Genomic DNA, 23457 nt, shown 5'->3' with positions numbered 1-23457 from the left:
TATCATCTCGCAAGCTAACCTATGTCGGAACGGAGATTAAAGTGATTAAACGCGCTGTATTCATCGGATTGCTCCTGGGAGTGGGTAATCTCAACTCAGCTTATGCTGCTGGTTTTGCCCTGATAGAACAAAGCGCCTCTGGCTTTGGTAATGCCTATGCTGGCATGGCCGCACGCGGCGATGATGCCAGCACGCAGTTTTTCAACCCGGCCAATCTCTCTCTGTTACCTGCAGGGCGCCAAATGGTGCTGGGGCTGAGCCTGGTAAAACCTAGCGCAAAACTCGACGATGCCAGAGCCAACCAGCAAGGCACTGCCATCCCAGGTAATGGCGGTGGCGATGCCGGAGTGCTGGCCATGGTGCCTAATTTTTACTATGCCGATGACTTGGGCAACAAGCTTAAATTTGGCCTGGGCGTCACCGTGCCCTACGGCCTCAGCTCGGAATATAACAAGGGTTGGGTAGGGCGCTACCATGCGCTGGATTCGGAACTGATGACCCTCAACATCAACCCTGCAATCTCCTGGCAAGCCACGGAAACCCTGGCGCTGGGCGGCGGTATCAATCTGCAATACGTCAAGGCCAGACTGACCAATGCCATAGATTCCAGCGCACTGTGCATGCGCTCACCGCTGGCAGGGGCGTGCCCGGGTGCTGGCCTGGGCCAGATAGGCAATGCCGCTGCTGACAGCTATGTAAAACTCGAAGGCGATGACTTAAGCTGGGGCTTTAATCTAGGCCTGGTGTACAAACCGACAGAAGGCACAACGCTGGGGGCCGCCTACCGCTCGCATATCAAGCACGAGCTCAAGGGTGAGGCAGATTTCCGCCGTTCTCCACAAATCAACCAACTGCCGCAGCTTGCTGGCCGCCTCACAGATGGCGATATCACCGCTGGGCTATCTTTGCCAGAAACCGTCTCCTTAAGCCTGGCACAACGCGTGACCGACAAGCTGGAACTGCTGGCCGATATCACCTGGACCAACTGGAGCCGCTTTAAGGAATTGCGCGTGAAGTTTGATAATGTCGGCCAGGCCGACAATGTCACCACCACCAGCTGGAACGACAGCTATCGTTACTCTCTGGGCGGCAATTACCGTTATAACGATGATGTGACCTTGCGTCTGGGCGTAGCTGGATCAATCAGCAGTACCTGACGCGCAGCACCGCACCCCGCGGATTCCGGATGCAGACCGGGTCTGGTTTGCCGCTGGTGCCAGTTGGAAACTGGATGCCTATAACACCATAGACTTTGGCTATGCCTATCTGCGCATGAAAGATGCCAAAATCAACCACAGCACCGAAGGCCAGGTGAATCACCAATTGCAGGGAGAGTTTTCACCCAAGGTCGATATCATCAGTGTGCAGTGGGTGAGGGCGCTTTAATCGCTAAGCAGCAATACGAAACAAACAGCCCCTGTCAGCATTAAGGCCGACAGGGGCTGTTTGTTGCAAGACTCAATGCGTGAGCTTGGAAGCCTAGATGCGTGAGCCTGAAAGCTTAAACAACTAGTCTTAAGCACTGAAACTAAAACACTGAAACTAGTGTTTCAGCGGTGTATCCGACCAATCCTGCATCGCCTGGTCACCTGGCCTGTCGACCTTGACCTCAGCGTTATCGGTATCGGTCACCCAGCTAACTGGGATGTAATGGTGCTGACCCTTATCATCTTTTTGCAGCTTGATCTGGTCGCTACCTTCCATATGGTCAACCGTCGCAAAACGGCCACCGTTGGAACAGACTACAGGCATACCTGGCAAAATTCCGTGTGAAAGACCCATGATGCTTCTCCTTGTCTATCAATTGATCAACGAGTACTCATCCTAGGCCACACTCATCAACACTATGATCCGCTGCTGGCTGAAAAGCCTGTCAGAATTCATTAAGTCTGCTGTAGGCCATGCCTGCGGCTACTTACCTCTCAAGCAACTCAAGCCTGCGCGCGCACCACCAGCACATCACTAGGCACACTATCAAGAATGCGCGTGGCCACGCTGCCGAGCAACACCCCCAGCAGGCCACTGCGGCCTTGGGTAGCTACCACCACTAAGTCCACCTGTTTATCGGCTACATACTTTTCCAGCAGCAGGTCGGGTTCGCCATATTCCACCACCACTTCAATGCCTGCGGCCCGCTCGCCTGCCACTTCGGCGATAAACTCCTCGCAGTTTTTCAGTGCATCGATACGCAACTCGGACTCATAAGCCACTCGGTCATCCATACGGCTGGCAAAATGCGCATGGGCGGCATGAAACACCACCAGTGACTCCGGCCCAAATAAATCCAGCGCCCGTGCCAATGCTACGCGTGACACGGCTGAAAGATCGGTCGCCACCACAATGCGCTGGTAAGGCTTGCGTGCACGCTTTTTTACCACCAGCACTGGCACTTGCGCCTGACGCGCCAACTCGGTCACGGTGTCACCCAACAGGGCACGTTCAAACACGCCATCACGCTTGATGCCAGTGACAATCAAGCCTGCCGATAACTCCTCGCTCACCTTGAGCACTACCTCGCTGGGTCTACCCGGCTGCACTCTGGCACTCACGGCAGCCGTGATCTCCGCCCCCAACTCAGCTTCAAGCTGGGCTTGCACTGCCATGCCTGGGTCTTGTGGCTGACGCCAGCTAGGCTCATCCAGCACCGCCTGTGGCCGCTCGAATGCATGCACCACGGTCAGTTTGGCTTTCCATTGCGCTGCCAGTTGCAAGGCTCTATCCAGAGCCCGGTCACTGCGTGCACCCAGGTCAGTGGCCAGCACCAGCTGCTGCGGATAATGACTCAAATAATCAGTAGTCAACATGTTCCTTTCTATTGTTCTTCGTCATCTCTGACTTGTGTTCTTCGTCATGCCTGACTTATATGCCAGCCATCACAAGACATCAAACCTTGCACCTATCAAGACAGCATAGGGCAAAGCCAAGGGCAGGACAATCTTACAAGCCAGCCTGAAGCAATTGATAGTGCAAATACGCCTAAACCAGGCGGTAAACCTCAAGACCCAAGAATTTTCTGCGCCATAGCCTGACCAAGCTTGAACAGCGCATACGCATAGCCGCAGAGGCGACAATCACGGTTGTAGCTTTATTAGCGAGATGATTAGGCTAAAATAGTCGCTTGTATTGCGCCGCTGTTGAACTCAGCACCTCAATCAGCAATCCAGTACTGCGCAAACTCACTCAGGACCCATCATGGAAACCACCATCAACCTCATGCCCCCCACAGTACTCACTTTTGCCGCCACTGACCCCAGTAGTGGCGCAGGCTTGCAGGCCGATTTGCTTGCGCTGGCCAGCATAGGCTGCCACCCGCTTTCCGTGGTGACTGCCATTACCGTGCAAGATACCGTAGGCGTGGAAAATGTCGTGGCGCTGGACCCAGACCTGATCAATGAACAGGCCCGCACCATTCTCGAAGACATGCAGATATCTGCCTTCAAGCTGGGCATGCTGGGCAGCGTGGAGAATATTGCCGTCATTGCCGAAATTGTGGCGGATTACCCCGATGTGCCCTTGTTGATAGACCCAGTGCTGTCATCAGGCCGTGGCGATGAACTGGCCAATGATGCCATGCAAGAGGCCATGATAGACCTGCTGTTCCCGCAGGCCACACTGATAACCCCCAACAGTCTGGAAGCGCGCCGCCTAGCTTACGCCATTGATGACAGCGATGATCTGGAGAATGCCTCCATGGATGAAATCGTTGATCGCCTGCTGGCTTTGGGCCCGGAATATGTCTTGGTCACAGGCACCCATGAGCGCTCACCCCAGGTCATCAACAACCTTTACGGTTCGCAAAAGTTACTGCGCTCCTATACTTGCGAACGTTTGCCTGGCAGCTACCATGGCTCTGGTTGCACGCTGGCCTCGGCGATAGCCGCTTGCCTGGCCCACGGCTTAGGCATGGAAGAAGCCATCGCCGAAGCCCAGGAATATACCTGGCAATCCCTGCGCCATGCCTTCAGGCCCGGCATGGGGCAATTTATACCTGATCGCTTGTTCTGGGCGCGTGAAGAAGTCGATGCAGAAGAATAAAGCGGCCTTAGGTGGCCTCTACGCGATCACTGCGGATGACACCGATACCGCGCAGCTGCTAGCGCATGTTGAAGCCGCCCTCAGTGGTGGTGCCCGCATTCTGCAATACCGCAACAAGCGTGTGCATGGCGCGGCGGCACTGGAGCAGGCCCAGCAGTTGCAGGCATTGTGCACCCGCTATGCAGTGCCGCTGATCATCAATGACGATGTGGCACTGGCACTGGCTGTTGATGCAGCTGGCGTGCACCTGGGCATAGATGACGGTGACATCCGCGCTGCGCGCCAGCAGTTGGGCGCTGACAAAATCATAGGTGCCTCCTGCTATAACAATCTGGCGCTCGCCACCCAGGCTGCCAGATTAGGCGCGGATTATGTGGCCTTTGGTGCCTGCTTTCCCTCTGCCACCAAACCCGATGCACCGCGTGCCGAGCCGCAGTTGTTCCGGCAGGCCAGAGATTTGGGCCTGCCCATCGTCGCCATAGGCGGCATCAATCTGGATAATGCGGCTAGCATTATCACGGCTGGCGCTGACGCCATCGCCGTTATTGGTGCGCTATGGCAGGCAGACGATATTCAGGTCCGCGCGCGCGCATTTACTCAACTCTTTTAGTTAACCCATTATTCAAGCGAGTTTGCCATGAGCAAAAACCAGCAATTATTCGAGCAATCCAAAGCCCTGATTCCCGGCGGCGTCAATTCCCCGGTGCGTGCCTTTGGTTCGGTGGGCGGCACGCCTATCTTCTTCAAGCGCGGCCTGGGCTCCAGGCTTTGGGATGAAGACGGCAAGGAATATCTGGACTATGTAGGCTCCTGGGGGCCTATGATTCTGGGTCACGCCCAGCCCGACGTCATTGCGGCGGTGCAAGCTGCTGCGGCCAACAGCCTGTCGTTTGGCGCGCCCACTGTGCTGGAGCTGGAAATGGCCGAACTGCTGACCAAGCTGGTGCCCAGCATGGAGCAAGTGCGCCTGGTCAGCTCGGGCACCGAAGCTACCATGAGCGCAATTCGTCTAGCGCGTGGCTTTACCAGCCGCAGCAAGATTCTCAAGTTTGAAGGCTGTTACCACGGCCATGCCGATTCATTGCTGGTGAAAGCGGGTTCTGGTGCGCTCACCTTTGGCCAGCCCAGCTCAGCAGGTGTTCCACCAGAACTGGCCGCTCACACCCTGACCCTGCCCTATAACGACAGCGCAGCACTGCAACAGCTGTTTGCCGAACTCGGCGCAGAAATCGCCTGCGTGATTCTGGAGCCAGTGGCAGGCAATATGAATCTGGTGCAGCCTAACGCTGAGTTCCTGCAAGCCTTGCGCAGCCTGTGCAGCCAGTCCGGTGCCCTGCTGATCTTTGATGAGGTGATGACCGGGTTCCGTGTAGCGCTCGGTGGTGCGCAGCAGTATTACAACATCAAGCCCGACCTCACCACCTTGGGCAAAGTGATAGGCGGCGGCCTGCCTGTGGGCGCGTTTGGCGGCCGTGCCGATGTCATGGCTTACCTGGCGCCGCTAGGCCCAGTCTATCAAGCGGGCACCTTGTCCGGCAACCCGGTTGCGGTGACAGCAGGTTTGGCTACGCTCAAGCTGCTGCAGCGCCCAGGTTTCCATGATGAGCTGGCAGCACGTACGCGCCAGCTGACCGATGGTCTCAGCGCCGCAGCCAAGCAAGCTGGCATTGCCTTTAGCGCACAGAGCGTGGGTGGCATGTTTGGGATTTATTTCAGCGAGCAATGCCCTAACAGCTTTGCCGAGGTCATGCAGGCGGATAAAGCGGCATTCAACGCTTTCTTCCATGCCATGCTGGATGAAGGTGTTTACCTGGCACCTTCCGCCTTTGAAGCCGGTTTTGTTTCTATAGCACACAGCGAGGCTGATATTAATCAGACCATAGAGGCTGCAAGCCGCGCCTTTGCTTGCTTGAAGTAAGACCCACGCGCGGCCTCAGTGCCGCGCATGAGTGCTGTATGTTGTTGAAATAATTATCATTTACCAAAAAATTTATTGCGCCAAAATCTTGCAATTTACCCGTAGTAATACTAAGGTTTAAGGCTTTCTCGGAAACGCGTACGCCCTGCATCCCAGGCCGCTAACCGCTTCCGAGAGCAGCAGTTGCATGGACTTCCAAACCTATAGTTGGCAAGAGGGTAGCGCAGATGAATTTCGAGTCAGACGGCCAGGCTGTACAGCGTTCTGGGGCACCAGCTCCACAAGGCCTGTACGATCCCCGGCAGGAGCATGATGCCTGTGGCGTGGGCTTTGTCGCCAATATCAAGGGCCGTAAAAGCCATCAAATAGTGCGCAATGGCTTGCGCATATTGGCCAACCTGACGCATAGAGGTGCCACGGGTTACGACCCCAAGCTGGGTGATGGCGCGGGCATACTCATGCAAATCCCCGATGCCTTCTTGCGCAAGGAAGCGCTCAAGCTCAACATCAACCTGCCCGCTGAAGGGCAGTATGCCTGCGGCACCATCTTCCTGCCGCAATCCATCAATGGTCGCCTTGCCTGTGAATCCATCATCACCCGCATCATCCATGAGGAAGAGCAGCACTTCCTCGGCTGGCGCGATGTGCCGCGCGATAACAGCAATATTGCCGATGCTGCCCGCGCCGTAGAGCCTGTGATGCGTCAGGTGTTTATCCAGCAGGGCAGCAGTGTCACTGACCAGGATCATTTTGAACGCAAATTATTTGTCATCCGCAAGCGGGTAGAGCATGCCGTGCGTGCGCTCAAGCTGGACGACATGGCGCAGTTCTACATCCCCTCACTCTCCAGCCGCACCATTGTTTACAAAGGCATGTTGCTGGCCAATGAAGTTGGTGTTTACTATCAAGACTTGCAAGATGAAACCATGGTTTCGGCATTGGCCCTGGTGCATCAGCGCTTTTCCACCAACACCTTCCCGGCCTGGGATTTGGCGCACCCGTTCCGCATGATTGCCCACAATGGCGAAATCAATACCATGCAGGGCAACGTCAACTGGATGGCCGCGCGTCATGAAACCATGCGCTCGGCTTGATCGGTGAAGATCTGGAAAAACTCTGGCCGCTGATAGTGGAAGGCCAGTCCGACTCTGCCGCCTTCGACAACGCGCTGGAATTGCTGGTGGCAGGGGGTTATTCCTTGCCGCAAGCCATGATGATGCTGATTCCCGAAGCCTGGTCTGGCAATCCGCTCATGGATCAGGAGCGTAGGGATTTCTATGAATATCACGCCGCCCTGATGGAACCCTGGGATGGCCCGGCCGCTGTGGCCTTTACCGATGGCCGCATGATAGGTGCCACGCTGGATCGCAATGGCTTGCGCCCCGCACGCTACCTGATCACTGACGACGATCACGTCATGCTCGCCTCCGAGATGGGGGTATTGACCTTCCCTGAAGAGCGCATCGTCAAGAAATGGCGGCTGGAACCCGGCAAGATGTTCTTGATTGATATGCAGCAGGGCCGCATCATTGATGATGTGGAGATCAAGCGCAATCTGGCGCAGGCTCAGCCTTATCGTGACTGGATTGCCCAGTCACGCATCCATCTGGATGAACTGGTCAGCAATAGCAGCGATGCTGATCAGGCCCGGCTCAGGCTCAAGTCACCGCTGATTGATCTGCAACAGGCTTTTGGCTATACCCAGGAAGACCTCAAGTTCATTCTGCAGCCCATGATACAAAATGGCGAAGAAGGGGCTGGCTCCATGGGCAATGACAGTGCCTTGCCTGTACTTTCCAGCAAGGCCAAGCAGCTTTACAGCTATTTCAAGCAGTTGTTCGCCCAGGTCACCAACCCGCCTATAGACCCAATCCGCGAAGAGCTGGTGATGTCGCTGGTGACCTTTATCGGCCCCAAGCCCAATCTATTCGGTGCCAGTGATGGTCATCCGCCATTGCGCCTGGAAGCCAGCCAGCCTGTACTGACGCTGGAGGCACTGGAACAACTCAAGCAGATAGACCAGACCACGGACGGGCGTTACCGCGCCCTGGTGCTGGATGCAACTTATCCGGCCAGCCTGGGTGCCCATGGCCTGGCGCAAGCGGTAGAGACTTTGTGCAAGGCCGCCCGTGATGCGGTGCATGCTGGCTTTAACCTGTTGATTTTGTCTGATCGCAATGCCAGCGCCGAGCGTCTGGCGATTCCGGCCCTGCTGGCCTGTTCTGCCACGCACCAGAAACTGGTGCATGAGGGCTTGCGCACCAGCACTGGCCTGGTGATTGATACGGGTTCTGCGCGTGAGGTGCATCACTTTGCCTTGCTGGCAGGCTATGGTGCCGAAGCGGTTTGCCCGTGGCTAGCCTATGAAACCATACGCAGCATGTTGCCCGAGCCGGCTGACGCAGCGGCGGCTTTCAAGAAATTCATCAAGGCCATCAACAAGGGTCTGCACAAAGTCATGTCCAAGATGGGCATTTCAACTTATCAATCCTATTGCGGCGCGCAAATCTTTGAGGCCGTGGGCCTCAATTCTGGCTTCGTGCGCCAATACTTCACTGGCACTGCCACCACCATAGAAGGCATAGGCATTGCTGAGGTAGCCGAAGAAAATCTGCGCCTGCACCAGGCAGCATTCGGCGATGACCCGGTGCTGGCAAATGCACTGGAAGCAGGTGGCGATTACGCCTTCCGCGTGCGCGGCGAAGAGCATTTGTGGACACCAGAGTCCATCGCCAAGCTGCAACACGCCACACGTACCAACGAGGCCAGCACCTACAAGGAATACGCCCAGCTGATTAACGACCAGACCCGCAGACATATGACCTTGCGTGGCCTGTTTGAGATCAAGCCTGTGGGCTCGCCCGTGCCGCTGGAAGAAGTAGAAGCGGCCAGCGAGATCGTCAAGCGCTTTGCCACGGGCGCGATGTCGCTAGGCTCTATCTCCACCGAGGCGCATGCCACGCTGGCCGTGGCGATGAACCGCATAGGCGGGCGCTCCAACACTGGCGAAGGCGGTGAAGACCCCAAGCGCTTTGTGCGCCTGACTGCGGATAGCAGCATGGCCGCCGTGATAGGCGCTGATGCCATAGAGAAAGATATTCCGCTCAAGGCGGGTGACTCCCTGCGCTCCAGCATCAAGCAGATTGCCTCTGGCCGCTTTGGCGTGACAGCGGACTATCTCGCCAATGCCGATCAAATTCAGCTGAAGATGGCGCAAGGTGCCAAGCCTGGCGAGGGTGGTCAATTGCCCGGCCATAAGGTCAGCCCTTATATCGCCCAGCTACGTCACTCGGTACCAGGCGTTGGTTTGATTTCACCGCCACCGCACCATGATATTTACTCGATTGAAGATCTGGCGCAGCTCATTCATGACGCCAAGAATGCCAATCCCGAAGCCAGTATCTCGGTCAAACTGGTCTCAGAGACCGGCATAGGCACGGTAGCTGCTGGTGTTGCCAAGGCCAAGGCCGATCACATTGTGGTGGCCGGGCATGATGGCGGCACCGGGGCTTCGCCTATCTCTTCCATCAAGCATGCGGGTACGCCCTGGGAGCTGGGCCTGGCAGAAACCCAACAAACCCTGGTCTTGAACCAGTTGCGCGGCCGTATCGTCTTGCAGGTGGATGGTCAGATCAAGACCGGGCGCGATGTGGTGATAGGCGCTTTGCTGGGTGCAGATGAATTTGGCTTTGCCACCGCACCGCTGGTAGTGGAAGGCTGCATCATGATGCGCAAATGCCACCTCAATACCTGCCCCGTAGGTGTGGCCACACAGGACCCAGTGCTACGTCAGCGCTTTACTGGCCAGCCTGAGCATGTGGTGAACTACTTCTTCTTTGTTGCGGAGGAAGTGCGTGAGCTCATGGCACAGATAGGCCTGCGCAAGTTTGATGACTTGATAGGACGTGCCGACCTGCTGGACATGCAGGCAGGCATTGCACACTGGAAAGCCCGTGGCCTCGACTTCACGCGCGTGTTCCACCAGCCTGTGGTGGCCGAGAGCGTTTCTCGCCGCCATGCTGAATTGCAGGATCACGGCCTGGATAAAGCCCTGGATCGCAAGCTGATTGCACAAGCCAGCCAGGCTTTGGAAACTGGTAGCAAGGTGGTGATTGAATCCCCTATCGTCAACACCAACCGCAGTGTAGGCACCATGCTGTCTTACGAAGTGGCACGTCGCTATGGCCGTGCTGGGCTGGCGGATGACACCATCACGGTCAAGCTCAGCGGCACCGCCGGGCAAAGTTTTGCCGCCTTCCTCACGCGTGGCATCACGCTGGAACTGAGTGGTGAGGGTAATGACTACGTCGGCAAGGGCTTGTGTGGTGGCCGCATCATCATCAAGCCGCCCGCCGCCTTCCGTGGCGTGGCCGAGAACAACATCATTGTCGGCAATACGGTGATGTATGGTGCCACCTCGGGCGAAAGCTACTTCCGCGGCGTGGCGGGCGAGCGCTTCTGCGTACGCAATTCCGGCGCCTCAGCCGTGGTTGAGGGCCTGGGTAATCATGGCTGCGAATATATGACCGGAGGCACGGTGGTGGTACTCGGCCCCACCGGGCTTAACTTTGCAGCGGGCATGTCTGGCGGCGTTGCCTATGTGCTGGACGAAGACGGACTGTTCAGCAAGCGCTGCAATCACAGCATGGTCAGCTTGTCTGCTGTAGAAAAAGCCAGTGATGAACTCGCGCATGGCCACCATCTGGGACAGCACGACGAGATTATCCTCAAAACCTTGATCGAAAAGCACGCCAGCCTCTCCGGCAGTGAAAAGGCGCAAAGCCTGCTACAACACTGGGATAGCGCTCTGAGCAAGTTCATCAAGGTCATGCCTAACGAATATAAACGCGCGCTGAGCGAAATGGCCGAAGCCGCACAAAGGAAAGCAGCATAAATGGGTAAGGTCACTGGTTTTCTGGAATTCGAGCGCCTTAATGAGTCCTATCTTCCGGTCGTTGACCGAGTCAGGAACTACAAGGAGTTTGTGCTACGTCTTTCTGACGAAAAAGCTGGCGTGCAGGGCGCACGCTGCATGGATTGTGGCATTCCCTTCTGCACCACAGGCTGCCCGGTCAACAACATCATTCCAGACTGGAATGATCTGGTTTACCAGCAGAATTGGCAGCAGGCGATAGAAGTACTGCACTCAACCAATAACTTCCCGGAGTTTACTGGCCGCATCTGCCCCGCCCCCTGCGAGGCAGCGTGTACGCTGAATATCAACGCCGATGCAGTGGGCATCAAGTCCATAGAGCACGCCATCATAGACCACGCCTGGGAACAGGACTGGGTCAAGCCACAGCCAGCCAAGGACAAGACCGGGAAAAAAATCGCGGTGGTAGGTTCAGGCCCGGCCGGGCTGGCAGCCGCACAGCAACTGGCGCGCGTGGGTCATAGCGTTGTGGTGCTGGAAAAGGAAAGCCGTATTGGCGGCCTGCTGCGTTATGGCATCCCCGATTTCAAGCTGGAAAAATCACATATAGATAAGCGCATGCAGCAAATGCAGGCCGAGGGCGTGGAATTCCGCGTTAATCAATATGTGGGCGTCAATGTAGATGCCGCAACGCTCACCAGCGAATTTGACGCCGTGGTACTGGCTGGCGGTGCCGAGCATCCGCGTGACCTGCCCATCCCAGGGCGCGAGCTGGATGGTGTGCATTTCGCCATGGATTTCCTCGTGGCACAGAACAAGGTAGTGGCAGGCGATAAAGTCGAGGATCAGATTCTCGCCAGCGGCAAGCATGTCATCGTCATTGGTGGCGGTGATACGGGTTCTGACTGCGTAGGCACCTCCAACCGCCATGGCGCAGCCTCGGTTACGCAGTTTGAACTGATGCCGCAGCCACCTGCCCATGAAAACAAGGAACTGGTCTGGCCCAACTGGCCGATCAAGCTACGCACCTCCAGCTCGCACGAAGAAGGCTGTGAGCGTGACTGGGCAGTGATGACCAAGGCGCTGACTGGCGAAAACGGCAAGGTAACAGGCCTGACTGCGGCCCGTGTTGAATGGCGTGATGGCAGGATGCAGGAAATCCCTGGTTCTGAATTCGCGCTGAAAGCGGATTTGGTGTTGCTGGCGATGGGCTTTGTCAGCCCCTTGCAAAAAGTGCTGGATGCCTTTGGTGTGGAAAAAGATGCACGCGGCAACGCACAGGCCAGCACAGAAGGCGCGCGCAGCTATGCCACCTCGCAGCCCAAGGTGTTTGCCGCTGGTGATATGCGGCGTGGTCAATCGCTGGTGGTGTGGGCGATACGCGAAGGCCGTCAATGCGCACGCGCCGTGGATGAGTTTCTCATGGGCAGCAGCACCTTACCGCGCTAGCTCGCGAGTTTTCAGCCCTCTGCTGGGTAGCCAACCAAGCTCTTGCTGGGCTTCAAACCAGGGCCACTGCAGATTCGCGGTGGCCCTTTCCTATTTAGCTACTTTCCTACTTAGCTAGTAAAATAGCCGCTTGATTTTCTGGATACACCCTCATGACGTCCCTAAAGAACGATACCTTCCTGCGTGCCCTGCAACGTGAGCGCACCGCCTACACGCCAGTCTGGATGATGCGTCAGGCCGGACGCTACCTGCCTGAGTACCGGGAAAGCCGCAAACATGCAGGCAGCTTCATGAGCCTGTGCCAAAGCCCGGACTTTGCCACTGAAGTTACCCTGCAGCCGCTGGATCGTTACCCGCTGGACGCTGCCATACTGTTTTCCGACATCCTGACCATTCCCGATGCCATGGGCCTGGGCCTGTATTTCGAAGAAGGCGAAGGCCCCAAGTTTGAGCGCACCTTGCGCGAAGAAAGCGATATTCTCAAACTGGCCGTGCCGGATGTAGGTAGCGATCTCAAGTATGTCACCGATGCTGTCAGCCAGATTCGTGGCGCACTGGATGGCCGCGTGCCCTTGATCGGCTTTTCTGGCAGCCCGTGGACACTGGCCACCTATATGGTGGAAGGCCGGGGCGGTACTGATTTCCTCACGATCAAGAAAATGGCTTATGCCAGGCCAGAGCTGCTGCATCGCATTCTGGATATCACCACGCAAACCGTGATTGCCTACCTCAATGCGCAAATTGCAGCCGGGGCACAGGCGGTGATGATTTTTGATTCCTGGGGTGGCGCACTTTCGCACCATGCTTATGAAGAATTCTCGCTGCAATACATGCGCCGTATCGTCAGCGCGCTGACCAAGGAAAATGAAGGCCGCGCCGTACCCAGCATCGTCTTCACCAAGGGCGGTGGTTTGTGGCTGGAAGCCCAGGCCGAGACTGGCGCTGATGCGCTGGGCCTGGACTGGACCGTATCGCTGGGTGAAGCCCGCCGCCGTGTAGGCAGCAAGGTTGCGCTGCAAGGTAATATGGACCCGGCGATTCTGCTATCCACGCCCGAGGCGGTGGAAAAGGAAGTAGCCGCATTCTGGCCGATTACGGCATAGGCAGCGGCCATGTCTTCAACCTCGGCCACGGCATTACCCAGTACACGCCGCCCGAGAATGCCGAGGCCATGATCAAGGCCGTACACGCCATCAGCAGCAAGTATCATCTTTAAACACTGATTCCAGCTCAGATGCCAGGTTTGCGGAACATTCCTGGCTCAAGGCTGCCATAGCTGATCATGAGCCACAAAGCAGTGTAATGAAGTGCTATGCTGCGCAAACCATTCAATAACATCCACTGGAGATAACCATGAAACTGCTTTCGACTTCCGTTTTAGCTGTATTTCTTGCCAGCTTGGCGCTGGGTGCCTGCAGTAACAAGCAGGAAGAAAATGTAGAAGCTGCCGCTGCCGAAGCAGTAGAAAAATCTCAGGAACATGCTGAGCATGCAGCAGAAGCCAATGCGGCCTCTGGTGAAGCACAAGAGCACGCACAGGAACACGCCGAGCATGCTGCTGAACACGCCAAGGAAGTTGAAGAAGCTGCGGATAAGCCCAAGGAAGGCAGCGAGTAATCTCTAGTCAATGTCACAGGCCGGGTGGCATTGCCCGGCTTGCTGACGATGTGCTTGGCTCAGCCCAGGCTGTTATGTCTTATACCCTGGTTTCATTCTCAAACCATCAGTCAATCCGCCCCTCCAGACTGGCTAGTCCAATTCCTACAGCAGAATCGGCTGGCGGCCTATAATCCCGCTAGCGCAGAATTTCTAGAATGTCCTCACTTTCACGCGAGGACAACAACATGAAAATCCGCACCCTGTTTACTACACTCTCCCTGCTGACCGTCAGTGGCATGCTCATGAGCAACCCCGTTATGGCGGGCAGCGAATTCAAAGGTCGCATAGACGAGCGCCCAACAGGCAATGTTGGTATCTGGACCATCAGTGGCCAGAAGGTGGAAGTCACCGAGAAGACTGATATTGACCCAGATCAAGGCCCGCTGGTGGTGGGTGCCTGTGTTGAAGTGGAGCACAAAAAAGGTGTGGCCACTGAGATAGAGACCATCAAGCCAGAGAAGTGCGGCAAGTAAGGTTCAGCCGACTTTAGGCCAAGACTTGCTTTAGACAAAAACCCGCAGCCGAGCTTTTATTCAGCCTAGGCTGAATACAGCTAAAACTCCTGCGGGTCTACGTCTATGGCCCAGCGTATTTTGTTGCTGAGCGGGTGTTGCCGCAATAAGGGTGTCAGTTGCCTTAACAAGGGCTGCATTACCTGCCTACTGCTAGCCTGCATCAGCAACTGGCCGCGCTCCATGCCTTTCAGGCGTTCCATTTGTGGCCTGACCGGGTCGTAGACCAGCGCCTCGCTGCCAAATTCACGCGCGGTATCGGCGGCATATTGCAGAAAACGCTGCACAGGCACGAAATCATTGGCCTCGGCCTTGATCAGCGCCAAAAACTCATAAGGCGGAAACTGCGTAGTCTCGCGCTCCTGCAACAAGCTCCCGGCATAGGCTGTGAAATCCTGGCTGCGCAAAGCGTTGAACAAAGTATGTTCGGGGAAGGTGGTTTGTATCAGTACTTCACCGGGCTTGTCGGCACGGCCTGCGCGCCCGGCCACTTGCATCAACTGCGCAAACAAGCGCTCTGAGGCACGGAAATCTGGGCTAAACAGGGCGCTATCCGTATCCAGCACGCCGACCAGGGTCAAATTTGGGAAATCATGGCCTTTCGCCAGCATTTGCGTACCCACCAGAACATCCACTTCGCCCGCATGCACCGCCGATAACATATCGCTCAATGCATTTTTCCGCCGCGTGCTATCCCTATCCACGCGCAATACTCTTGCGCCTGGCAGCAACTGATTGAGGGTTTCTTCCAGCCTTTGGGTGCCATGCCCGGTAGGGTGCAAATCTGGATTGCCGCAACTTGGACACTGCCGCACGATTTTCTGCTCATGGCCACAATGGTGGCAACGCAGCCGCCCCTGGCGCAAATGCACGACTAAACGGCTACTGCAGCGCATGCAGGGCGCTATCCAATGACAGGCATTGCATAGCAGCACCGGGGCATAACCACGGCGGTTGATAAACAACAGGCTTTGCTCGCCTTTTTCCATGCGCTCGCGTATGGCCTTGATCAATTGCGGTGATAAACCATCCTGCATGCTGACCTTGGAGACATCCACGCAGCGTATGGCTGGCAATTGCGATTGGCTGACAGCGCGCTGGCGCAGGCTTAACAAGCCATAGCGCCCACTCTGTGCGTTATGCCAGGTTTCCAGCGCCGGGGTGGCAGAACCCAGCAGTATGGGAATCTGTCGCCGCTGCGCGCGCACCAGCGCCACATCACGCGCGTGATAGCGCATGCTGTCCTGCTGTTTGTACGAGGTATCGTGCTCTTCATCGACAATAATCAACTTGAGCCTGGGCATGGGGGTAAATACCGATAGCCGCGTGCCTATGACTATGCGTGCAGCACCCGATTGGGCCAGACGCCAGTTTTGCAAGCGTTCACTCTCGCCCAGATTGCTATGCAGCGAGACCAGCGGAAAATCTGGCAGGCGAGTGCGAAAGCGGGCTTCCAGTTGTGGCGTCAGATTGATTTCCGGCACCAACACCAAGGCTTGATCTTCGTTATTTGCAAGCAGGGATTGCAGCAGGCGAATATAAACCTCGGTCTTGCCACTGCCGGTGATGCCATGCAGCAACCAGGGTTTGAAGCTTTGCGCCTGTTGCAGAATGGCACTCACCGCCTCAGCCTGCTCGGCATTGAGCTCAGGCTGCACACTGGAGGCGGTCAATGCAGTGCGCAAGCCCGCATATACCTGCTGTTCATTTATCCAGCCCAGCTGCTGCAAAGCAGCCATGGCCTTGCGCCAGCCCGGGCTTAAAGCCGTCAATGCCGACTCACTCAGCGCGCCATGTTCCAGCAAGGCGGCATACAGCCTGCGTTGTACTACTTGCCTGGGCGGCAGGGCATCTAGGCCTGCCTGCACGCCAGTGTCATTAAGGCTGTAGCTGAATTGTTGCCTGGCGGTGGCAGGCTCGGTCTGGCGCAGTCTGCCGGGCAAAGCGGAAAGCAAAGCCTGGCCAAAAGGGTATTGGTAGTAATCGGCACAAAAGCGGATCAGGGCAAAGAATTCGGCATCCAGTACTGGCTCTTCACCAAAATGCTGCAACACGGATTTAAGCTTGGCAGGTGCCAAGTCAGTGCTTGCAGGGAGCGCCGTCACTACGCCAACCTGCTTGCGGGCACCAAACGGCACCACCACGCGCTGACCTATGAGCAGAGGATAAGGGCTGTGGTAATCAAACACCCCATCCAGCGGCACATCAATCGCTACCTGGGCGATGTTCAAAGCTTGTGGGCTGTCGGCTGCAGCCATGCTATTGGCTTCCGGCATGGTCATGCGCTGCTGCTGGTATCGGGATGATGGTGGAAGTTCGACAATTGCATATCGGTGCAAGCTTGCAGTAGGTTAAAATGATGCTTTTATTCACGTTTGTAGCCTGCCTTGAAAGCACATCTTACCGAATTACTCCTACAGGCGGCAAAAAGCCTCACTGCCGATGCGGTCACCATCCAGCTGGAGCGCCCCAAGACTGCCCAGCACGGAGATTTTTCCACCAACCTGGCCATGATGCTGGCCAAGCCTTTGCGTCAGAACCCGCGCGCGCTTGCGCAAGCGCTTATAGACGCGCTTCCAGCCTCTGAATATGTAGCCAAGGTGGAAATCGCCGGAGCAGGTTTCATCAATTTCTTCCTCAGCCCGGCAGCGCGACAAGCCGTGGTCAAGGATATCCAACAGCAGGCCGGGCATTACGGCCACAATCAGCAAGGCATGATCATCAAGGGCAGGCGCGCAAGATACAGGTAGAGTTTGTTTCTGCCAACCCTACGGGCCCCTTGCATGTGGGGCATGGCCGTGGCGCTGCCGTGGGCGATTGCTTGTCACGCCTGCTTGCCGCCAGCGGCTGGGCAGTGACGCGTGAGTTTTACTACAACGATGCGGGCGCGCAGATTGATAACCTGACGCTGTCGGTGCAGTCACGCTGCAAGGGGATACACCCAGACAATGCTGCCTGGCCAGAATCCGGCTATAGAGGCGACTATATCGCCGATGTGGCACAGGCTTTCCTCGCCAAAGCGACTGTCACCGCTGATGACCAGCAGGTCACCGCCAGCGGTGACGCCGATGATGCCGAATCGATACGCCAGTTTGCCGTGGCCTATTTGCGCCATGAGCAGGATCTTGATCTCAAGGCTTTCCAGATTCAGTTTGACGTGTTTTCGCTGGAATCCGCGCTGTATAGCGACGGCAAGGTGGAAGCTGCGGTAGATAACCTGATCAAGAGCGGCCACACCTATGAGCAGGATGATGCGCTCTGGCTGCGCACCACGGACTTTGGTGACGACAAGGACCGCGTCATGCGCAAGCGTGAGGGCGGCTATACCTATTTCGTGCCGGATGTGGCCTACCATCTGGACAAATGGCAGCGCGGTTTTGAGCGCGTGATCAATGAGCAGGGCGCAGACCATCACAGCACCATCACCCGCGTACGCGCTGGTTTGCAGGCGCTGAATGTCGGCATTCCGCAAGGCTGGCCAGATTACGTGCTGCACCAGATGGTCACCGTCATGCGCGGCGGCGAAGAAGTGAAAATTTCCAAGCGTGCAGGCAGCTATGTCACCTTGCGTGACCTCATAGAAGAAGTCGGCTGTGATGCCACGCGTTACTTCCTGGCTGCACGCCGTGCCGATTCGCAGCTGGTGTTTGATATTGATCTGGCGCGCGCGCAAAGCAATGACAATCCGGTTTACTACATTCAGTATGCCCATGCCCGTATCTGCAGCGTGCTGAATGAATGGGGTGGCGATATTGCCCACCTCGCCAATGTTAGCCTGGCTGCACTGGACAATGAGCATGAGGCAGCCTTGCTGCAACGCCTCGGTGAGTTCCCTGATACCGTAGCCGCTGCGGCTCAGGAACTGGCACCGCATATCGTTGCCACCTACCTCAAGGAATTGGCTGGAGATTTACACAGTTATTACAATGCGCATAAATTCCTGGTGGAAGACAGCGCCACAACTGAAGCGCGTTTGGCCCTGGTAGCCGCCACGCGCCAGGTATTGCGCAATGGTCTTGCCTTGCTGGGTGTCAGCGCACCGGAAAAAATGTAGCTGAAAAAATAAGCGCATAACGGCATTGAATTATTAGATTTAAAGCATTGTCACAAACTGGCTTCAACGTAAGGCCAGGCCAACTGTTCATGAGGAAGAGGAAATAAAGTGAGTCGAGATTACAAGCCTGCACAGCGCAAGGCCAGCTCCAGCAGCAAGGGCAATAGCCCCTTTCTAACCGGCCTGCTGGTTGGTGTTCTGCTTGGGGTAGGCATCTCAGTTGCCGTGGCAATATTTGTCATGGGCAGTGATAGCCCGTTCAAGGATCATAATGCCAAGCCCAAACTGGCACCGGACGAGGTAGAGCTACCCAAGGAGCAGCCTAGCGCCAAGAATGACAATGCAGGCAGCGAGAAACCGCGCTTTGATTTCTATACCATCTTGCCTGGCACAGAAACCCAGGTAACCGAACAGGAAATCAAGCAGAAGGAAGCCGCCCCCACCCAAACGCAAGAAAGCTATTTCTTGCAAGTTGGCGCTTTCCAGACCGAACAGGAAGCCGATAACATGAAGGCCAAGCTGGCCTTGCTGGGCCTGGAGGCTATCGTGCAGACTGCGGCCATTCCGGGCAAGGGCACCTGGCACCGCGTGCGCGTAGGCCCATTTGCCGATCTCAACCAGATCAACAGCGCCAAAGCCGATCTTGCGCAGAACGGGTTCAAGGCTGACTTGATCAAGGTGAATACACCTGGTCAGTGATTTAGCCAGGTCAGCCAATGACGAAGCCATGCGTTAATGCATGGTAGTCACACAATACAAACCAACACTACAAAACAACACTAGCAAACAACAAGGACATACCATGAAAAAGCTTCTTGCCGCCCTGATGTTATTGGCTTCCACCACTGTGATGGCTGAGCCGCAGCTGGGCAACGACTACAACCAGACCGCCAAGACCATCAAGACGGACAACCCCAGCAAGATCGAAGTCACTGAAATCTTCTGGTATGGCTGCCCACACTGCTATCACCTTGAGCCAGGCCTGGCGAGCTGGGTGAAAAAGCTGCCACAGGATGTCTATTTCAAGCGTGTACCTGGTGTGCCACGTCCAGACTGGGCACCCGCAGGCAAGGCCTTCTACGCTCTGGAAGCGCTCAATCTGACCGAAAAATTGCATACCCAGTTGTTTGATGCCATCCACAAGGCTCGCAACGTCAACCCGGCTTCTGAAGTGCAGTTGATAGACTGGATTGCGCAAAAGGGCGGCCAGGATCGCAAAAAGGTTGAAGAAGCTTTTGCCTCCTTCTCCACCAACAACAACATTGTCCGCGCCATGAACACCTTCCGTGATTCCGGTGCCACTGGTGTACCTGCGCTGATTATTGATGGCCGCTACATCACTTCCAGCTCCATGGCAGGTGGCAATCAGCAGGTACTGCAAGTTGCTGATTACCTGATAGACAATGTACGCAAGGAAAGAGGCGGCAAGTAAGCGCTAAAACGCTTATCGCCAGCTTGCAGGCATGAACCCTGTACCAACACCCGCTGCTAGCCAGCGGGTTTTTATTACCGGAGCCTCCAGTGGCATCGGGCTGGCGCTTGCGCGTCATTATCTGCAACAGGGTGCAACGGTCGCCGTCACAGCACGCAGATTGGAACCCTTGCAGGCGCTGGCGGCGGAGTTTGCTGCAGGTCGCTGCCTGTATTATCAGGTAGATGTGCGCGACCCGCAGGCCATGCAGGCAACCGCGCAGGCCTTTATGCAGCAGATTGGTGGCGTGCCTGATATTGTTATCGCCAATGCCGGGGTCAGCCGCGGCACGCTGACTGAAGCTGCTGAAGACATTGCCAGCTTTCATACCATATTCGAGATCAATGTCTTTGGCCTGGTGCATACCTTTCAGCCATTTATCCAAGCCATGCAGGCGCAAGGCCGCCCTGGACAACTGGTAGGCATAGCCAGTGTGGCTGGCATACGCGGCCTGCCAGGCGCGGGAGCCTATAGCGCATCCAAATCGGCTGCGATAACCTATCTGGAAAGCCTGCGCAGCGAGATGCAGCACCACGGCATAGGCGTCACCACCATTGCCCCAGGTTATATCCGCACCCCAATGACAGACGTCAATCCTTATGCCATGCCTTTTATCATGGAGGCGGATATTGCCGCAGGCAAGTTTGCCCAGGCCATTGCCAGGCGCAAACGCTATGTGGTGATTCCGTGGCAGATGGGCTGGGTGGCGCGCTTGCTGCGCATGATTCCACGTGCACTCTGGGATAGATTGACACGTAACACCCAGCACAAACCACGCGTGCCGCTGGAATAATCCATCCTTTGTAGACCCCGGTAGTGACTAGTCCTTAGTTGAACGCCGGATCAATCCAGACTGACCTTCCACCCATACTTCACGCCTCGATAGGCCGTGACAGTGTTTCGCTTATTTATTTTTTGGTCTTTTCTCTTACTTTTTCATTCACCATGTCAGTCATACATGCCTACCACAGCATGTAGCGTAATCTCACGAAAACAAGGGTTTGGCTTAGTCATTAGCATTATTTTTTCTTATAAAATATTCCAGGCGCATTTATAATAAAAAGATTAAGCAAAAAATATTTTTCAATGACAAGTTGCAATTAATTTTTCTGTCCCCACATCGGTATTAATCAGACATACTTATACCTGTGGTCGAGATTGATTGTGTTGTATTGCGTTTTTCCATCATGTCTTCTATTCAAGGAGTTTTTTATGGTGAGTTCCTCTGCCAACCAACAAAACGAGACCACGGGTAGCTTCAGTGACCTCGTGCTCAAGGATCACGATGCTGCAGGCCATGAGTTACTGGTTGGTCTACATGCAATTGCGCTGGGTTTTGCCGAGCATGAAAATCTGCCGCAGCAAGCCCTGCTACAGCAAGCCGATAGACGCGCTTCATGGCATGCACTCTGGGTGGCGCTGTCGGTAGGTGACAAAGCAAGGCATTCAAGGCCGGGGATCAAGTCTGGCAAAGTGGCCAGTTCTCCGTACCGCCCAATCAGGCTGAAATCATGTTGCTGGATTCGCGCATCATCGACCCATTAGCCCATTGCAGCGTGTCACCCATGCAAAATGCCAGCCTGATGTCATCAGAACTGGTAGTAAAGCGCCTGAAGCTGAACGAGCTACGCCAGAAAAACCCCGCAATATATTGCTGATTGATGCTTTTGCCAGCGCAGGTGCAGAGTTATTAACACGCACCAAAAAACTGGCCAATGTCACAGTGATTGCGACTGCGGCCACACCGCAACTGAAACACTGGTTGCTGGATCAAGGCGCCAACCATGTGATTGATTACCACAAGCCCTGGGACACTCAGCTACAGACCTTGGGCATCAGCCATATCAGTGATCTGATCTGTCTGCGCAAGCTGGATACTGCCACCATTACTGCGCTGTTGTCGGGCTAAGTCGTAAGCACCTCATTTGAATGAGAGCTCACGGCGAGAGAAATTACGGCGGCTTAGAGTTCTCGGCGCAAGGCGCTGTTGAGCTGGTCTATCACCTCAGCCCAATCTGCATCCTGAAGCAAACCCTCGCGCAGGAAAGCCTGCTGTGAGGGGGTCCAGAACGGCGCATCCGCCAGGTTGATTGCATGAGGCAAGGGGGCATGCTGCAGTATGAACTGCTGTATGCCAGCTTCATCACTGGCCAAGCCCAATTGTGCAAACAGTTCGGAAAAACGATGAAAGGTCTGGCTCATATTGGCTACGCTCTAGGTTGGTTGTCGCAGGATTGATTCTGGATAGACTCACTATAGGTGACTCCGTTCCGCCATCCAATAGTTATCCAAGTACTTCCAAGCAATACCTCATCACAGCATGCTGCAAATAACCTAATCCGCTAAGCATATTATTTAATATTTTTTAATATTATAAAAAGATAGCGCTATATTGTCTGGATGAATATCCAGCAACTGCGTATCGTTCGCGAAGCCATACGCCACAGGTTCAATCTCACCGAGGTGGGCAAGGCTTTGTTTACCTCGCAGTCTGGGGTGTCTAAAAGCCTCAAAGACCTGGAAGACGAGCTGGGTGTTGAATTGTTCGAGCGCTCGGGCAAGCGCCTGGTAGGCCTGAGCCCGGCAGGGCAGGCCACGCAAGAAGTAGTGCAACGCATTTTGCTGGATATACAAAGCCTGCAGAAGATAGCCGCGCAATATGCGCAGAGCGCCAAGGGTAATCTGGTGCTGGCCACCACCCATGCACAGGCGCGTTATGCCTTGCCCAACTATCTCAAGCGTTTTGCGCTGGATTTCCCCGATGTACATCTGACCCTGCATCAGGCCAGCCCGGATGAAATCAGCCAGTTGCTGCTGGAGGGAGGTGCCGATATCGGCATTGCCACCGAAGGCTTGCACCAGGCTGAAGGCCTGGTGACCTTTCCCTGGTATGAATGGCAACATGCCATCGTGGCGCATAAAGATCATCCCATCATGCAACGCCAGCACATTACGCTGCATGATCTGGCCGAGTTTCCCCTGATTACTTACCACGCCGGATTAACCGGACGTTCGCGCGTGGATTCAGCCTTTCAGCGCGCCGAGGTTGAACCTGACATCGTGCTCACCGCCCTGGATGCCGATGTTATCAAGACCTATGTAGAGCTAGGCCTGGGCGTGGGCATACTCGCCGATATGGCCTTCAACCCTGAGCGCGATCAAAGCCTGGCCATGGTCAAGGCCGGCTATCTGTTTGGTACTAACACCACGCGTCTGGCGCTACGCCGTGACCATGTGCTGCGTGATTTTGCCTATGAGTTTATTGCCAGATTGGCGCCTGAACTTAACCGCGACACCATACGCAGCCAGCAGCAGTCCGCAGCGCCTTTGTTGTTTCAGGCCACCGCATAATGACCAGCCATTCCCCAAACACCAGCACCGCCGCACGGCTGCCAGCCAGCTGTAGCAAGGCATATGAGCAAAAGTCATGTGTCATGAAAAATGGCGGTTGGACGGCAGAAAACGCCTGACGTTATTCTCGCCGTA

At 55.7% G+C, this 23457-nt stretch carries 18 protein-coding genes and 3 pseudogenes; 17 read left to right on the top strand and 4 right to left on the bottom strand.

Annotated elements, in window-relative coordinates:
• The first annotated feature begins 41 nt into the window (after nucleotides 1-41).
• Entirely contained in the window at nucleotides 42-1157 is a 1116-nt protein-coding gene (locus tag JCM2850_RS18685; protein WP_159105158.1) for an OmpP1/FadL family transporter, read from the top strand.
• On the top strand, nucleotides 1135-1386 hold the full coding sequence (locus JCM2850_RS23455; RefSeq protein WP_081775034.1) for an outer membrane protein transport protein: 252 nt from the start codon (nucleotides 1135-1137) through the stop codon (nucleotides 1384-1386). The genes JCM2850_RS18685 and JCM2850_RS23455 overlap by 23 nt, the downstream gene beginning before the upstream one ends.
• A gap of 156 nt (nucleotides 1387-1542) precedes the next feature.
• Here JCM2850_RS23455 and JCM2850_RS10795 read toward each other — a convergent pair whose 3' ends face one another.
• Both JCM2850_RS10795 and JCM2850_RS10790 read right to left on the bottom strand, forming a co-directional pair.
• The gene (locus JCM2850_RS10795) at nucleotides 1543-1782 is read right to left on the bottom strand and encodes a DUF2171 domain-containing protein (protein WP_025871798.1); all 240 of its coding nucleotides are present in this window, start codon (nucleotides 1780-1782) and stop codon (nucleotides 1543-1545) included.
• Between the two features lie 149 nt (nucleotides 1783-1931).
• Nucleotides 1932-2804, bottom strand: a complete 873-nt coding sequence (locus JCM2850_RS10790) for a universal stress protein (RefSeq protein ID WP_051525377.1) — start codon at nucleotides 2802-2804, stop codon at nucleotides 1932-1934.
• Between the two features lie 388 nt (nucleotides 2805-3192).
• Between JCM2850_RS10790 and thiD the strand changes: the two genes are divergently transcribed.
• The 8 genes and pseudogenes from thiD (at nucleotide 3193) to JCM2850_RS10745 (ending at nucleotide 14407) form a co-directional block, all read left to right on the top strand.
• Entirely contained in the window at nucleotides 3193-4035 is an 843-nt protein-coding gene (gene thiD, locus JCM2850_RS10785; protein ID WP_051525376.1) for a bifunctional hydroxymethylpyrimidine kinase/phosphomethylpyrimidine kinase, read from the top strand.
• Nucleotides 4022-4645, top strand: a complete 624-nt coding sequence (gene thiE / locus JCM2850_RS10780) for a thiamine phosphate synthase (protein ID WP_088177756.1) — start codon at nucleotides 4022-4024, stop codon at nucleotides 4643-4645. Before thiD ends, thiE begins: the two co-directional genes overlap by 14 nt.
• A gap of 27 nt (nucleotides 4646-4672) precedes the next feature.
• Entirely contained in the window at nucleotides 4673-5953 is a 1281-nt protein-coding gene (gene hemL, locus JCM2850_RS10775; RefSeq protein WP_025871791.1) for a glutamate-1-semialdehyde 2,1-aminomutase, read from the top strand.
• Between the two features lie 227 nt (nucleotides 5954-6180).
• Nucleotides 6181-10847 (top strand): annotated as a pseudogene (locus JCM2850_RS18680) (glutamate synthase-related protein).
• Nucleotides 10848-12275, top strand: a complete 1428-nt coding sequence (locus JCM2850_RS10765) for a glutamate synthase subunit beta (RefSeq protein WP_025871789.1) — start codon at nucleotides 10848-10850, stop codon at nucleotides 12273-12275.
• A 152-nt stretch (nucleotides 12276-12427) separates the two neighbouring features.
• Nucleotides 12428-13491 (top strand): annotated as a pseudogene (gene hemE / locus JCM2850_RS18675) (uroporphyrinogen decarboxylase).
• Between the two features lie 137 nt (nucleotides 13492-13628).
• A complete protein-coding gene (locus JCM2850_RS10750) occupies nucleotides 13629-13892 on the top strand; it encodes a hypothetical protein (RefSeq protein WP_025871787.1) in 264 nt (87 codons plus the stop codon).
• A 227-nt stretch (nucleotides 13893-14119) separates the two neighbouring features.
• Nucleotides 14120-14407, top strand: coding sequence for a DUF5666 domain-containing protein (locus tag JCM2850_RS10745; protein WP_025871785.1), 288 nt, complete (start codon nucleotides 14120-14122; stop codon nucleotides 14405-14407).
• 80 nt (nucleotides 14408-14487) lie between these two features.
• On the opposite strand, the gene JCM2850_RS10740 is transcribed toward JCM2850_RS10745, so the two are convergent.
• Nucleotides 14488-16728 (bottom strand): primosomal protein N', encoded by a 2241-nt coding sequence (locus tag JCM2850_RS10740; protein WP_234406206.1) that lies wholly within the window; start codon nucleotides 16726-16728, stop codon nucleotides 14488-14490.
• 105 nt (nucleotides 16729-16833) lie between these two features.
• Here JCM2850_RS10740 and argS point away from each other — a divergent pair.
• From argS to JCM2850_RS10710, 6 genes and pseudogenes are all read left to right on the top strand, one after another.
• Nucleotides 16834-18500, top strand: a pseudogene (gene argS / locus JCM2850_RS18670) (arginine--tRNA ligase).
• Nucleotides 18501-18608: 108 nt separating this feature from the next.
• Nucleotides 18609-19199, top strand: a complete 591-nt coding sequence (locus tag JCM2850_RS10730) for an SPOR domain-containing protein (RefSeq protein ID WP_025871781.1) — start codon at nucleotides 18609-18611, stop codon at nucleotides 19197-19199.
• A 103-nt stretch (nucleotides 19200-19302) separates the two neighbouring features.
• Nucleotides 19303-19932 (top strand): thiol:disulfide interchange protein DsbA/DsbL, encoded by a 630-nt coding sequence (locus tag JCM2850_RS10725; RefSeq protein WP_025871780.1) that lies wholly within the window; start codon nucleotides 19303-19305, stop codon nucleotides 19930-19932.
• Between the two features lie 31 nt (nucleotides 19933-19963).
• Complete coding sequence (locus JCM2850_RS10720) at nucleotides 19964-20764, top strand: SDR family oxidoreductase (RefSeq protein WP_025871778.1); 801 nt, start codon at nucleotides 19964-19966, stop codon at nucleotides 20762-20764.
• Between the two features lie 419 nt (nucleotides 20765-21183).
• Entirely contained in the window at nucleotides 21184-21516 is a 333-nt protein-coding gene (locus JCM2850_RS10715; protein WP_025871777.1) for a hypothetical protein, read from the top strand.
• 4 nt (nucleotides 21517-21520) lie between these two features.
• Complete coding sequence (locus JCM2850_RS10710; RefSeq protein ID WP_025871775.1) at nucleotides 21521-21880, top strand: MDR/zinc-dependent alcohol dehydrogenase-like family protein; 360 nt, start codon at nucleotides 21521-21523, stop codon at nucleotides 21878-21880.
• Nucleotides 21881-21933: 53 nt separating this feature from the next.
• On the opposite strand, the gene JCM2850_RS10705 is transcribed toward JCM2850_RS10710, so the two are convergent.
• On the bottom strand, nucleotides 21934-22173 hold the full coding sequence (locus JCM2850_RS10705; protein ID WP_025871773.1) for a DUF2789 domain-containing protein: 240 nt from the start codon (nucleotides 22171-22173) through the stop codon (nucleotides 21934-21936).
• A gap of 198 nt (nucleotides 22174-22371) precedes the next feature.
• Between JCM2850_RS10705 and JCM2850_RS10700 the strand changes: the two genes are divergently transcribed.
• On the top strand, nucleotides 22372-23322 hold the full coding sequence (locus JCM2850_RS10700) for a CysB family HTH-type transcriptional regulator (protein ID WP_025871771.1): 951 nt from the start codon (nucleotides 22372-22374) through the stop codon (nucleotides 23320-23322).
• Nucleotides 23323-23457: the final 135 nt, after the last annotated feature.

The organism is Methylobacillus glycogenes JCM 2850 (assembly GCF_000617925.1).
GTDB lineage: Bacteria > Pseudomonadota > Gammaproteobacteria > Burkholderiales > Methylophilaceae > Methylobacillus > Methylobacillus glycogenes.
Note: the sequence above shows the minus strand (reverse complement) of the source record. Positions and strands in the feature narration are given on the sequence as shown.